General features: G+C 73.1%; 15 protein-coding genes. 6 read left to right on the top strand and 9 right to left on the bottom strand.

The features are described 5' to 3' along the window. Positions 1-18: 18 nt before the first annotated feature. From pdxA to AC3IF3_RS09755, 6 genes are all read right to left on the bottom strand, one after another. Complete coding sequence (pdxA, locus tag AC3IF3_RS09780) at positions 19-1047, bottom strand: 4-hydroxythreonine-4-phosphate dehydrogenase PdxA (protein ID WP_489228529.1); 1029 nt, start codon at positions 1045-1047, stop codon at positions 19-21. Further along, positions 1044-2147, bottom strand: a complete 1104-nt coding sequence (locus AC3IF3_RS09775; protein ID WP_489215516.1) for a four-carbon acid sugar kinase family protein — start codon at positions 2145-2147, stop codon at positions 1044-1046. The genes pdxA and AC3IF3_RS09775 overlap by 4 nt, the downstream gene beginning before the upstream one ends. A 290-nt stretch (positions 2148-2437) precedes the next feature. Next, positions 2438-2641, bottom strand: coding sequence for a DUF6883 domain-containing protein (locus AC3IF3_RS09770; RefSeq protein ID WP_489215514.1), 204 nt, complete (start codon positions 2639-2641; stop codon positions 2438-2440). A gap of 3 nt (positions 2642-2644) precedes the next feature. Then, a complete protein-coding gene (locus AC3IF3_RS09765; protein ID WP_489215512.1) occupies positions 2645-2779 on the bottom strand; it encodes a hypothetical protein in 135 nt (44 codons plus the stop codon). After that, a complete protein-coding gene (locus AC3IF3_RS09760; RefSeq protein ID WP_489228527.1) occupies positions 2776-3027 on the bottom strand; it encodes a DUF4926 domain-containing protein in 252 nt (83 codons plus the stop codon). The genes AC3IF3_RS09765 and AC3IF3_RS09760 overlap by 4 nt, the downstream gene beginning before the upstream one ends. 90 nt (positions 3028-3117) lie before the next feature. Next, positions 3118-3246: a hypothetical protein gene (locus tag AC3IF3_RS09755; protein ID WP_489228526.1), complete on the bottom strand. Its 129-nt coding sequence runs from the start codon at positions 3244-3246 to the stop codon at positions 3118-3120. A gap of 172 nt (positions 3247-3418) precedes the next feature. Here AC3IF3_RS09755 and AC3IF3_RS09750 point away from each other — a divergent pair, with 172 nt between their 5' ends. From AC3IF3_RS09750 to uraD, 6 genes are all read left to right on the top strand, one after another. Beyond that, positions 3419-4429 (top strand): 2-keto-3-deoxygluconate permease, encoded by a 1011-nt coding sequence (locus tag AC3IF3_RS09750; RefSeq protein WP_489215508.1) that lies wholly within the window; start codon positions 3419-3421, stop codon positions 4427-4429. Between the two features lie 119 nt (positions 4430-4548). Next, a complete protein-coding gene (locus AC3IF3_RS09745) occupies positions 4549-4719 on the top strand; it encodes a DUF3606 domain-containing protein (protein ID WP_243970073.1) in 171 nt (56 codons plus the stop codon). 94 nt (positions 4720-4813) lie between these two features. Continuing rightward, complete coding sequence (locus tag AC3IF3_RS09740) at positions 4814-5014, top strand: DUF2934 domain-containing protein (protein ID WP_489228525.1); 201 nt, start codon at positions 4814-4816, stop codon at positions 5012-5014. A gap of 197 nt (positions 5015-5211) precedes the next feature. Continuing rightward, positions 5212-5727, top strand: coding sequence for a hydroxyisourate hydrolase (uraH, locus tag AC3IF3_RS09735; protein ID WP_489228523.1), 516 nt, complete (start codon positions 5212-5214; stop codon positions 5725-5727). A 32-nt stretch (positions 5728-5759) separates the two neighbouring features. After that, a complete protein-coding gene (gene uraH / locus AC3IF3_RS09730) occupies positions 5760-6113 on the top strand; it encodes a hydroxyisourate hydrolase (RefSeq protein WP_243970078.1) in 354 nt (117 codons plus the stop codon). Between the two features lie 4 nt (positions 6114-6117). Continuing rightward, positions 6118-6627, top strand: a complete 510-nt coding sequence (gene uraD, locus AC3IF3_RS09725) for a 2-oxo-4-hydroxy-4-carboxy-5-ureidoimidazoline decarboxylase (RefSeq protein WP_489215502.1) — start codon at positions 6118-6120, stop codon at positions 6625-6627. Between the two features lie 9 nt (positions 6628-6636). Here the strand turns inward: uraD and AC3IF3_RS09720 are convergent, their stop codons facing one another. The 3 genes from AC3IF3_RS09720 to glcF all read right to left on the bottom strand — a co-directional run bounded on the left by AC3IF3_RS09720 (position 6637) and on the right by glcF (position 13093). Further along, positions 6637-7890, bottom strand: a complete 1254-nt coding sequence (locus AC3IF3_RS09720; protein ID WP_489215500.1) for a methyl-accepting chemotaxis protein — start codon at positions 7888-7890, stop codon at positions 6637-6639. Positions 7891-8052: 162 nt separating this feature from the next. After that, positions 8053-11145, bottom strand: coding sequence for an Rne/Rng family ribonuclease (locus AC3IF3_RS09715; protein WP_489228522.1), 3093 nt, complete (start codon positions 11143-11145; stop codon positions 8053-8055). A gap of 619 nt (positions 11146-11764) precedes the next feature. Further along, positions 11765-13093, bottom strand: coding sequence for a glycolate oxidase subunit GlcF (gene glcF / locus AC3IF3_RS09710; RefSeq protein ID WP_489228520.1), 1329 nt, complete (start codon positions 13091-13093; stop codon positions 11765-11767). Positions 13094-13113 lie beyond the last annotated feature (20 nt).

Below are 13113 nucleotides of genomic sequence, written 5' to 3'. Positions count from 1 at the left end.
CTCGCGGCTCGGCCGCGCTCACGCGGCCTGGCGGGAGGCGGCGAGCCGCTCGGCATACTCGATCGCCTCGATCAGGCTGCGCTCGTTGGCGGTCCCCTGGCCGGCGATGTCGAAGGCGGTGCCGTGATCGACCGAGGTGCGGATGATCGGCAGCCCGAGGGTGATGTTCACCCCCGACAGGTCCATCCACTTGCCCGTGGCCGGGTCGATCTCGAACCCCAGGAGCTTCACCGGGATGTGCCCCTGGTCGTGGTACATCGCGACCACCGCGTCGTATTGGCCGGCGCGCAGCTTCACGAACACCGTGTCGCCCGGCACCGGGCCGTGGATGTTCAGCCCGTCGGCATTGGCCTGCGCGATCACCGGGGTACTGACATCGATGTCCTCGCGCCCGAACAGGCCGCCCTCGCCGGCATGGGGGTTCAGCGCGGCGATGGCGATCTTCGGGTTCGTGATACCCAGGCCCTTCAGGGCTTTGTCGGTGAGGTCGATCACGAGGCGCAGGCGCTCCGGGGTCAGGCGCTTGGGCACGTCCTCCAGGGCGACGTGGGTGGTGACGTGGGAGACCCGCATGTTGCCGTGGGCCAGCATCATCACCGAGCCGCGCACGCCGGTCAGCTCCGCCAGCATCTCGGTGTGGCCGGCATAGTGGTAGCCGGCCTTGTTGAGCGCCTCCTTGTTGAGCGGTGCCGTGACGATGCCGCCGATCCGGCCCGCCAGGGCGAGGCGCACCCCGGATTCGATCGCCTTGTAGGCGAAGCGACCGCCATCGGCCGAGAGCCGGCCGGGCTCGATCGGGGCGCCCTCGGCGTCCGCCTGGAGGCAGCAGAGGGCCGGCCAGGCGCCGTCCTCGGTCACCTCCGGGATCGGCTCGGGCAGGAGGCCGAGCGCCGCCTCGGCCCGGTGCAGGGCCGGATTGCTGCCGATCACGACAAGCCGCAGATCACCGACAGCGATCCGGTCCTTCAGCCGGGCGGCGGCCTTGACGATGATCTCCGGGCCGATCCCGGCCGGATCGCCCATGGTGATCGCGAGGTGGGGGGTCATGGGTCGCTCCTGTCGGGCGTGAAGCCGTTCCGATGAAGTAGATCCCGCCAGACGCCCTCCGTTCCGAAGGCGCCGGATTTCGACACCACCGCGAGCCCGTCCCAGCGGCCGCCCCGCAGGGTCGAGCGGGGCAGGCCCGGGGCGATCTGGCCGGTGACGTCGAGGCGTTCGACCTGCAGGGCGAGGCAGAGCGCCTTCAGGGTCTCGCCGCCCGCCACCAGCAGCGTGCCGGGCTGCGGGATCCGGTCGACGAGACCCGCGAAGGCCCCGGCGATCCGCGCGGCGGCGGCCTCCCGGGCGGTGCCCTCCGGGAGCGCCAGGCTCGCCAGGGCGACGCCGTCCCGATCGAGGCGCGCGCTCACCGATCCGGCATGGTCGGTATCGTCCGGTGCCAGGACCAGCCGGTGGCGGCCGCAGGCCGCGAGCTGCGCAGCGGTCTCGGGCCGGTCGGAGCCGAACAGGCCGAGCACCGGCCCGACGAGGCGGTCGTCGCCCGGCGCCGCCGTGCCCCGCGCCAGCGCCGCCGCGAGGCCGCCGCTGCCGCACCACAGGACCGGGCCGCCGCGGCCGAGATCCGCGACCCGGGCGAGATCGGCGTCTGACGCCGCGTCGTAGACCGCCACGCCGGGCACGGGGCCCTCCGCCACGGCGGCCCGCCGCGCCGGCAGCCCGGCGGCCCGCAGCGCCGCGGCGATGTCGCCGGAGACCGGCCCCCAGCCCCCGTCGCCCCGGGCGTGCTGGCGCCCGTCCACCGTGCGGCGCCCCTGGTAGGGGAAGGCCGGCGCGACGATGCAGCGGTCCCAGGCGCCGATCCGCATCACCGCCGCGAGCTCCGCCGCCCAGGGGCCGCGCAGCAGGCTGTCGACCTTCTTGAAGGCGATGTCGGCCCCGCGGAGGCGGGGCGCCACGGCCCCGACGGTCCGCTCGGCCGGCGCGGCCGCCCGTTCGCGGGTGCCGGAATCGATCGCCAGGCACCCGGACCCGGCGTCGGTCAGGATCTCCGGCCACGCCACCGGGATCGGCCCGCACAGGCCGGTGAAGCCGGCCGCGGTGTCGAGGGTGCCGGTCAGGTCGTCGGCGATGAGGCGCAGGCGGGTCATGGCAGGCGGGTCATGGCAGGCGGGTCATGGCAGGCGGGTCATGGCAGGCGGGTCATGGCAGGCGGGTCATGGCAGGCGCGTCTTGGCAGGGGCGAGGCGCTCACGGCGTTTGCCCGATGGCGGCGTGGTCGCCGCCAGCACCGGCGCGCCGCGCGCGAAGGCCTGCTCCGGCGCTCATCCCTGGCTTTCCCGCGATCGGCAACCACAGCGTGTTGTGACGGTGTCCGCCGGATACGCCCGTCCTGCGCGGCGGGTCAAGGAATGCCGCGGAGACGGCGCGGAGCGGTTCCTCACCGTGTCCGCGGGATGGCGGTGATGAGACGCCACGCAACGCCGTCGGAGAGCTGCCACACCGTTCGCACGGTCGGGCTGCGCCCGTCGGGGGCGACGATCGGGCCCTCGCAGATCAGGCGTCTTCGTCCCGCGACGTCCGTTTCCTGAATCCGCAGGCCGGTCGCGGTCCGCTGGGCCAGCAGCGCCTCCGCCAACTGCATGGGTCAGGACGGATCGAAGCCGAAGGTCAGGAAAGACCGGGCTTTTGGACCGTCTTTCGGATGGTTCACGTTCAGCAGGTAATGGACGATCTTGTCTTCGGGAACCTCGAAAAGCGGTTCCCGATCCCGGTCGATCAAGGCACCGAGCGCCCGATCCGCGCGATGCACGCCGCTTCCACCGTCGCCAGAGCGCCCATCGGTTCCGGAAACTCGACCTCGAACGCGTCACCCAAACCCCAGACGGCGACCACCGTCCCCTCGCGACCGGCGGGGATCGTGTCCCCATCGAGGGTCACGACGTCCGAAAGCAGGCGCACGTCGTCGAGCTCCCGGATGGCGCAGCCGGGCTGGTCCTTCCTCAACAGATACACGGCTTCGACCGACATGCCCGCATTCTGCCGCGCCTTCGACCGGGCCGCAAGGCATCCCCGGGGCCTCTCGCGGCCGGTGAGATCGTACTCGCTGGGCAGGCGCGCCTACGCCGCGTCGGTCCCGTCGGCGATTCCCGTGTGGGCCGCGTGGTAGATGCCGTCGGCCGAGGCGCTGACGGGGGCCTCCGCCGGACCGGCAGGCGCCTCGGCCGGGCCGGACAGGGCTGACGACATCCGGTACCGCCTTCGCGCGCAACGACGGCCAAGTCGGCGATGGGGCAGCCGGGTTGTCGACACGTCGGCGGTTCACCCCTGTGTTGCACGCACTTATCGAAAGGTTGTAGCTGGCGCCGGGGGGATGTGCGGGTGCCGGCCTCGGGACAGGGGCCGCACCGGAGGGCGGCCCATGCAGATTCCGATCAAGCGCGCGCTGGAGCGCGTCCCCGGCGGCCTGATGGTGGTGCCGCTCTTCCTCGGGGCGATCCTCCACACGCTGTTCCCGAACACCGCGACCTTCTTCGGCTCGTTCACCGGGGCGCTGTTCAACGGCGCGCTGCCGATCCTGGCCGTGTTCTTCGTCTGCATGGGCGCGGGCATCGACTTCCGCGCCACCCCGGCGATCGCCCGCAAGGGCGGCGTCCTGCTGGCCACCAAGGTCGGCGTCGCGGCGATCCTGGGCGTGGTCTTCGGCCAAGTCCTGGGTGAGGCGCCCATCGTGGGCGGGGCCTTCGCGGGGCTCTCGACCCTGGCGATCGTCGCCGCCATGAACGACACCAATGGCGGGCTGTACCTCGCCCTGATGGGCCAGTTCGGCCGCCCGAAGGATGCGGGCGCCTACGCGATCATGAGCCTCGAATCCGGCCCGTTCCTGACCATGGTGACCCTCGGGCTCGCGGGCCTCTCCGCCTTCCCGTGGCCGACGCTGGTGGGCAGCATCCTGCCGCTGGTGGTCGGCATGGTGCTGGGCAACCTCGACCGCGACATGCGCGCCTTCCTGTCGGGGGCCGCCCCGGTGATGATCCCGTTCTTCGCCTTCGCGCTCGGGTTCGGGCTGGACCTCGGCAAGATCTGGCAGGCGGGCCTGCTCGGGATCGGCCTCGGCGCGGCGGTGGTCGCGGTCACGGGCGCGGTCCTGTTCGTCGCCGACCGGCTCACCGGGGGCAACGGGGTCGCCGGGGTGGCGGCCGCCTCCACGGCCGGCAACGCCGCCGCGGTGCCGGCGATCATCGCGGCCGCCAACCCCGCCTACGCGGAGGCCGCCGGCCCCGCCACCGTGCTGGTGGCGGCGAGCGTCGTCGTCTCGGCGCTGCTGGTGCCGCTGCTGACCGCCTTCGTGGCCGCCCGGGTCGGGCCGGAGGCGGAGCCGTCCGAGCCCCGGCGCGCGCCCGTCCCGCGGCCGGCGACGCCCGGGCCCTGATCCGTCCACAGGCCCGCATCGACCCGGGCCCGGCTCGGCAACCGAAGGCGGTGACGCTCGGTTGTCTCAGCAGATGGCCCGGCACCGCCGCGGCGCAGGCACAGATCAGGACGCGCAGCATGTCCACCGAACCCAGAGGCAAGACGCATATCGACATCTACGACCGCGCCATGCGCGAGGCCTGGGCCCAGCGCTTCGGCGTGAGCGAGGAGCGCCTGCGCAAGGCCGTCACGATGGTGGGGAGCCGGATCACCAGCGTGGCCGCCTATCTCGACAAGCCGGCCATGTGAGGAGGCCGGCGGCGTCGCCGTGACGTCCGACGTTCATCCGCCTCCGGGGCCCTCGGCTCCGGAGCACCTGCCTCACGCCTCGGGTTCATCGTCCGTGTCCGACGACAAGACCGCGTCTCCCCCGGCCCCGGCGCCGGACACCATCCCCTTCGAGCAGATCCGCGAGCGCGCCTACGAATTATGGGAGCGCAACCACCGGCCGGAGGGATTCGAGATCGAGTTCTGGCTCCTGGCCGAGCGGGAACTGCGCAAGGAGCGCGCGCGGCGCGCCGTCGCGAACGGGTCGGGGGCTTAGGGTTACGCCGTATCGCGGGGCCAGCCCGAGCCCTTGTTCCGGGCGGTTGCACGTACCGCGATGACGTGACCCGTGACCCGCGATGCGCCCCCGCAAAGATCCGTCCCCTGGCGCCGCGCCGATCCTGGCGTGTCCCTTGCCTCCCGGAGCCCCATGAGCGATCGTCGGCGCGGCCGGCGGCGTGACGGGAGCCCGCCGTGGAGACACCTGCTCTGACACGCCGCCACTTCGCCGGCCTCGGCCTCGGAGGGGCCGCGGCCGCCGCGTCCGGCGGCGCGCTGGCCCAGGCCGGCCCGGCGCCCGCGTCCCCGGGCCAGCCCGGCCCGCTCGCCGCCGCGCCGGTCTCGCAGGCCGGTCTCGGCCCGCGCCTGACGCTGCACGCCATCGACAATTTCCACGGGACGCCGGCCGCCGGCATGGTCTGCGATCTCGCCTGGCGGGAGGGCGACACCCTCACGCCGATCAAGAGCGTGGTCACGGGCGCCAACGGCCGGCCGGCCGAGCCGCTCCTCGCCGACGCCGCGCTGCGGGTCGGCCAGTACGAGCTGCTGATGCATGTCGCGGCCTATTTCGCCGCCCGCGGCGTGAGCCTGCCGAGCCCGAACTTCCTCGACCGTGTGCCGATCCGCTTCCGGATCCGCGACGCGGGCCAGCGCCACCATCTGCCGGTGCTGTTCACGCCCTGGGGCTATTCCTACTATCGCGGCAGCTGACCTCGATCCCCCGACCGTCAGGACATCGACTTATGGCCGGCATCTCGACCCACGTCCTCGACACCGATCGCGGCCGCCCCGCCGCGGGGATCCGCATCGATTTCTCCGTCCTGGAGGGCGAGACGTGGCGGCTCGTGAAGAGCGTCGTGACGAACGCGGACGGCCGCACCGACCAGCCGATCCTGGCGCCCGAGGAGGCCCGGGTCGGCCAGTATCAGCTGGCCTTCCACGTCGAGGATTATTTCCGGCGCCGGCCCGGCACCGCGCAGGCCGACATCTTCATCGACGACCCCGTGGTGCGCTTCGCGATCTTCGACCCGGCCCAGCATTACCATGTGCCGATGCTGTGCGCGCCCGGGAGCTTCACCACCTATCGCGGCAGCTGAGGCCGTGATCGACCTCGCCGCCGTCAACCGGATGGATGCGGGCGCCTTCGAAGCCCGCCTCGGGGGCGTGTTCGAGCACGCGGCCTGGGTGGCGCGGGACGCCTGGGCCGCGCGGCCCTTCGCCAGCGTCGCCGACCTGCACGCGGCGATGATGCGGGCGGTGCGGTCCGCCCCCGCGGCGGCGCAGCTCGCCTTCCTCAACGGCCATCCGGAACTCGCCGGCCCGGAGGCGCGGGCACGCAGCCTGACGGACGACTCGGCGCGCGAGCAGGACGGCGCCGGCCTCGCCCGGATGAGCGAGGCCGAGGCGGCGGCCTTCGACCGCCTGAACGCCGCCTATCGCGCCCGGTTCGGCATCCCGTTCATCATCGCGGTGCGCGGGCGCGGACGGGCCGAGATCCTGGCCGCGTTCGAGGCCCGCCTCGGCCGGGATCGGGCGGCCGAGATGGAGACCGCCCTGGAGGAGGTCGCGCAGATCACCCGCTTGCGGCTCGATCGCCTGATCGACGGCTGAGCTGCCGCGTCAGGCCGCGGCGACCGCTTTCCCCACGTCCTTGATGGCCGCCTCGAAGGCGATGAAGGCCGCGGTCGCCTCGTCCCAGGCCTGGGCGCGCACGTGGCGGATCATCGCCGCGGCCTGCTCCCGGGCCTGCGCCAGGGGCACCTCCACGGCGGCCGGCCGGGCCGGATCGGCCGGAACGGCCGCCGGCGGCGTGTCCGCCGGGCGCATCCCCACCAGGGTCGCCGCGATGGCGCGGCGCCACAGGGCGCAGTCGGCCGGGAGGCGGATCACGCGCGCCTCCGTCCCTTGCTCCGCCCCTTGCCGGGTCTGCTGATCGAGCAGGGTGCGGCCGAGATCCTCGATCTGCTCGAGCTGGCCGAGGGCGTCGCCGATCTCCCGGCGCGCCTTGTCGGTGCCCTCCGCGATCTGGCCGACGGTGCGGGCGATGTCGCCGGTGGCCTGGATCTGCTGGTTCAGGATCTCGGCGGCCTCGCGCATCTGCGCCGCGACGTTGGCGACGGCGCCGCTCTCGGCCTCGACGCGGGCATTGGCCCGCATCATGGCGCCGGACCCGGCCTCGACCGCGTTGCGGCTGCGGGTGACCGCGGCCTGCATCGCCGCCATCTCCTCGCGCAGGCCGGCCACGCGGGCGCGGATCTCGTCGGTCGCGCGGGCCGTCTGCGCCGACAGCGTCTTCACCTCGGCGGCGACCACGGCAAAGCCCCGCCCGGCCTCGCCCGCCCGGGCCGCCTCGATCGTGGCGTTCAGCGCCAGCAGGTTGGTCTGGGCCGAGATCGCCGCGATGGTGCCGGCCATCTCCTCGATCCGCAGGGCCGCGGTCGAGAAGCTGTCGAGCCGGCTGCCGATCTCCTCGGTGCCTTCCTCGATGCCGCGCATCCCCTCGGTGGCGCGCTGCAGGTCGCCGACGCAGGTGGCGATGCCGGCGCGGGCCGTCTCGGCGGTCTCGGCGGCCGAAGTGGAGCGGGCGGCGATCTCACCCGTGGTGGCGGCGAGTTCCTCACTCGCGGCCGCGATCAGCCGCGTCTGCTCGGCGGTGCCGGTGGCATCGTTGGTCATCCAGCCGATCGAGGTCCCGGCATCCGAGGCCGCGGCCGACATCCGCGCCAGGAGGGCCTGCCAGTCCCGACTCACGGAGAACTCCGGTTCCGGGCGCGGATCCGGCGCGGCCGGCGCCGCGGCGACGATCACCGCCGGGCCGGCCTCCGCTACGGCAGGAAGCCCCGCACCTCGGCGTTTGAGGCGCAAATTGAACATGAAAGGCGCTCCGGCAATCGAATCGGTGCGCAGAATGGCATCAAATCTTCAAATTGGCCTTAAGATTATCGGGTCGGCTGGCGCTGCGGCGCGCCTGTCCGGCGCCGAAGACGGCCCGGTGCCGCGCCCCCGGACCGAAACCGATCCGGGGGGGGCGGGTGCTCATTCGCCCGTCAGCGCGGCCTTGGTGCGGGACCACCAGCCGGCGCGCTTGGGCCGGTCCGGGTCGGCCGGCGGAGTCAGCACGACCGCGACCGGCTCGGGCGCATAGTCAACCGCGGCCTCAGGGGCCGGCTCGGCGGCCCCGTTCGCCGCGGGGTGTTCGGCGGCGTCCGGCTCCGGCGCGGCGGCCACCGGCAGATCCACCGCGGTCTCGCCGCGGGCGGGTGCGGGCGCGGCCTCCACGACCTCGGCCACGGCCCGGTCGCTCACCGGCTCCTCCGCCGACAGGGCGACGACGTCCTCGGCGGAGGCCGGGGCGTCCTCCGTCTCGGCGGCCTCGCGGGTGCGGCCCTCGCCGCGCCCGCGTCCGCCCCGGCGTCCGCGGCGACGGCGACGGCCGCCCTCGTCCTCGGCCGGGACGGCCTCGTCCTGGCCCGCGGCGGTCTCGTCGGCGGTCCCGCTCCCGGCCGCGACGGCGGCCTCGGCCGTCTCGCCGACGGGCTCCTCGGTCCGGGCCGGCTCTTCGCCGTCCCAGTCCTCGTCCCGGCCGTCCTCGTCCGGACGCGCCCCGTCCTGTTGCTCCTCCTCGGACCGGCCGTCCTCCGCGCGGCCGTCCGCGCGGCCGCCACGCCGGCGGCGGCGGCGACGGCGGCGGCGGCCGTCCCCCTCGTCGCGGGTCCCGTCCTCCCGCGCCTCGGTGCGGCCCTCCTCGGCGTCGCCCTCGGGCTCCGCCTCGGCCTCGACCCCGACCTCGACCTCGTCGATCTCCTCGTCCTCGTCCTCGAGCTCCGTCGTGGGCGAGATCGCCTGGGCGCGCACCCCCGTGACGGGGCCCTCCGCCCGCTGGGCCGTCTCCCCCCGGTCGAGCTGGAACGCCGCGGTGGCGGCCAACCGCTCATCGGCCGCGATCGTGATGGTCACGCCGAAGCGGACCTCAAGCTCACGCAGGTGCCCGCGCTTCTGGTTGAGGATGTAGAGGGCGACCTCGGTGCGGGTGCGCAGCACGAGGTTGTGGGAGGCCGACTTGAGCAGCGCCTCCTCGATCGAGCGCAGGATGTGCAACGCCACCGAGGCGGTGGCGCGCACGTAGCCCGAGCCGCCGCAATGCACGCACGGGATCGAGGACGATTCGAGCACGCCGGTGCGGATGCGCTGGCGGCTCATCTCCATCAGGCCGAAGGGCGAGATCCGGCCGACCTGGATGCGGGCGCGGTCGTTCTTCAGGCAGTCGTTGAGCTTCTTCTCGACGGCGCGGTTGTTGCGCTTCTCCTCCATGTCGATGAAGTCGATGACGATCAGGCCCGCGAGGTCGCGCAGGCGCAGCTGGCGGGCGACCTCCTCGGCCGCCTCCAGGTTCGTCCGCAGCGCGGTGTCCTCGATGTCGTGCTCGCGGGTCGAGCGGCCCGAGTTCACGTCGATCGAGACCAGCGCCTCGGTCGGGTTGATCACCAGGTAGCCGCCGGATTTCAGCGAGACATGGGTCGAGAACATCGCGTCGAGCTGCTGCTCGACCCCGAAGCGGGCGAAGATCGGCGTCGAATCGCGGTAGGGCTTCACGACCTTGGACTGGCCGGGCATCAGCATCCGCATGAAGTCCTTGGCCTCGGCGTAGGCCTCCTCGCCGGCGACCAGAACCTCATCCAGATCCTTGTTGAACAGATCGCGGATCGCCCGCTTGATCAGCGAGCCCTCCTCGTAGACCAGGGCGGGGGCCATCGAGGTGAGCGTCAGCTCCCGGACCGATTCCCACAGGCGCATCAGGTACTCGAAGTCCCGGGCGATCTCGGGCTTGGAGCGCGAGGCGCCGGCGGTGCGCAGGATCACGCCCATCCCCTCCGGCACCTCCAGGTCCGCCACGACCTCCTTGAGGCGCTTGCGGTCGGCCGCCGAGGTGATCTTGCGGGAGATCCCGCCGCCCCGGCCGGTATTGGGCATCAGCACCGAGTAGCGGCCGGCCAGCGACAGGTAGGTGGTGAGCGCCGCGCCCTTCGTGCCGCGCTCCTCCTTGACCACCTGCACCAGGATGATCTGGCGGCGCTTGATCACCTCCTGGATCTTGTACTGGCGGCGGTAGTGGCGGGGCCGCTCGGGGATCTCGGCCAGCGCGTCGCCGTTGCCGCCGATCTGGGCGATCCGCGGCTCGGCGTCGGGATCGTCCGACTCCTCGTCAGACTCCTCGTCCGAATCCTCATCCTCGTCGGACTCGTCCTCGTCGTCCTCCGAGTCGTCCTCGTCCTCGTCGTCTTCGTCCTCCTCGGGCTCGTCCTCGTCGGACAGCTCGTCGGCCTCGCCGGTGGCCGGACCGCTGCGGCCCGACGCCTCCGCGGCATCCTCCGCCACGGTCTCGGCCGGCGCGTCGGCCACGGTCAGCGCCTCCGCGACGGCGATCCGGGCCTCGGGCTCGACCGCGTCGTCGGGCTCGGCCGCGGAGGGCTCGGGCCGCGCCTCGGCGGCCGGATCGGCGGCGTGCTCCGCCCGGGTCTCCGGGAGGTCCCCGGCCTCGGTCTCGGAGGCGAGCGCCTCCTGCACCGCCTCGGGGTTCTCGGCGAGGGCGTCGGGCATGCCGGCGGGGGCGATCCCGGCCTCGGCGGGGGTCTCGGCGGGGGTCTCGGAATGGTCCGCCCCGTGATCCGCGTCATGACCCTGGCCGTGATCCGCCCCGTGATCCTCGGCCGGATGCGCCGCGTGCGGATCCTCGGCACTCACCGTCTCGTCGGTGCCGCGGACGCGGGCCTCCGCGCGGCGGCCCCGGGAGCGGCGCGGCGACCGGCGGCGGCGCTCCTCGCGCTCGCGGTGCTCCTCGGCGTCGCGCGCCTCCTCCTCCAGCAGCGCCTGCCGGTCGGCGAGGGGGATCTGGTAGTAGTCGGGGTGGATCTCGTTGAAGGCCAGGAAGCCGTGGCGGTTGCCGCCATACTCCACGAAGGCCGCCTGGAGCGACGGCTCCACGCGGGTGACCTTGGCGAGATAGATGTTGCCGCGCAGCTGGCGCCGGTTGGCGGCCTCGAAGTCGAATTCCTCGACCCTAGACCCTTGGACCGTGACGACCCGGGTCTCTTCCGGGTGCATCGCGTCGATCAGCATTTTGTTGGCCATGTCGGACTCTCGGCATGGCGGCCGACGTCGTTCTCCGTGCCCGTGGTCCCGGCGGCGCCTCGCACGACCGGAATGCGGTCGCCGATGGCGCCGGCCTCGTCGCCGAGGCGGCTGGGTTCGAGGGGAAATTGCCGTCAACCGCCGTTCGGCGCCCTGGGCGCCTGGGGTTGAAACAGGCCGGGTGGGCGGACGGACCGGTGCGACGCAGGTCCTGCGCCTCCGGGGCACGCGCAGCGCCATGCTGGGCCGTGCTTCCGTCCATCCTGGTTCCGACCTCGCGAAACAATCTCGGCCGGATCGGGACCGGCCGTGAATTCCTGGGGTGCGACGGAGGATCTCCGCCGCGTCGTGCGACACCTGCCCGATCGGGGGCGAGACCCGTCGCCGCCAGACGGGACGACAGGGCCCGCCGCGACGCCGCGGCCGTTTTCGCGAGGAATTCGGCCACGTCCGCGGGCCGTTGCGGCGACCGGCGGGACCGGAGAGGGGTCGGTATCATTACAGACCGCCGCGCGGATTTGGCAAGGGTCAAGCGTGAATAGATGTCACGGGGCTGTCACGGGCGATGGGCCCGCGCGGAGGTGGGCTTAGGTCGGCGCGCGCGTCGTTCGCCGATGCGTTACTCCGCCGCCGCGAGCCGCGGCGCCACCCCGGCGAGCGCCGCGGGCTTCGGGCCGCCGGTCGCCCAGTCGAGCAGCTCCACCGTGTGGACGATTGGGATGCCGGTGCCCTTCCCGATCTGCGTGGCGCAGCCGATATTGCCGGTGGCGATCACGTCGGGGCGGATGCGCTCGATGTTGGCAACCTTGCGGGCGCGCAGCTTCCCGGCGAGTTCCGGCTGCAGGATGTTGTAGGTCCCGGCCGAGCCGCAGCAGATATGGCCCTCCGGCACGTCCTTCACGGTGAAGCCGGCGCGCTTGAGCAGAGTCTTGGGCTCCAGGCGGATGCCCTGGCCGTGCTGCATCGAGCAGGCCGAATGATAGGCGACCACGAGGTCGGTCTCGGCGACCGGCGCGAGGTCGAGCAGGGCCACGTACTCGGTGACGTCCTTGGCCAGCGCCGAGACCCGCCGCGCCTTCTCGGCATAGGCCGGGTCGTCGCGGAACATGAAGCCGTAATCCTTGATGGTCGTGCCGCAGCCCGAGGCCGTGACCAGGATCGCGTCGAGGCCCTTGGCGATCTCCGCGTCCCAGGCGTCGATCGTCTGCTTGGCGTGGGCGTGGGCCGAGGCCTCCTTGCCCATGTGGTGGGTCAGCGCCCCGCAGCAGCCCTCCTGGGCATGGACCACCTCGATCCCGTGGCGGTTGAGCAGGCGGATCGCCGCCGCGTTGAAGTCCGGCCGCAGCACGCTCTGGGCGCAGCCGCGCAGCAGGGCGACGCGCCGTCCCGCCGTCCCGGTCGTCGCCGGGAACCGGCCGGGCCGGTTGGTCGGCTCCCGGGGCGGCCTCCCGGCCGGGGCGAGGTCGAGCATGGCGGCGAGCCGGTTGCCGACCCGGGGCAGCCGCGCCACGAGACCCCGGAACGGGGCGCCGAGCTTGGCGGCGATCAGCGCCAGGCGGAATCGCCCCGGGTAGGGCAGGACCTGCGCCAGCACGGCCCGCAGGAACCGGTCATCCGCCGGGCGCGCGAAGGTCGTCTCGATATGGGCGCGGGCATGGTCGACCAGGTGCATGTAATGCACCCCCGACGGGCAGGTGGTCATGCAGGACAGGCAGGAGAGGCAGCGGTCGACATGCTTGACCACCTCCTGCGAGGCAGGCTTGCCGCCCTCCAGCATATCCTTGATCAGGTAGATCCGGCCCCGCGGGGAATCGAGCTCGTCGCCGAGCAGCAGGTAGGTCGGGCAGGTGGCCGTGCAGAAGCCGCAATGCACGCAGGTCCGCAGGATTTTTTCCGAGGCCGCCATGGCGGGGTCGGCGAGCTGGGCGGGGGCGAAGTTGGTTTGCACGGTCTCTTCCTGCCTGCTCT

Source organism: Methylobacterium sp. J-118, assembly GCF_057836565.1.
The sequence above is the reverse complement of the archived record's forward strand: the minus strand, read 5'-3'. Positions and strand labels throughout refer to the sequence as shown.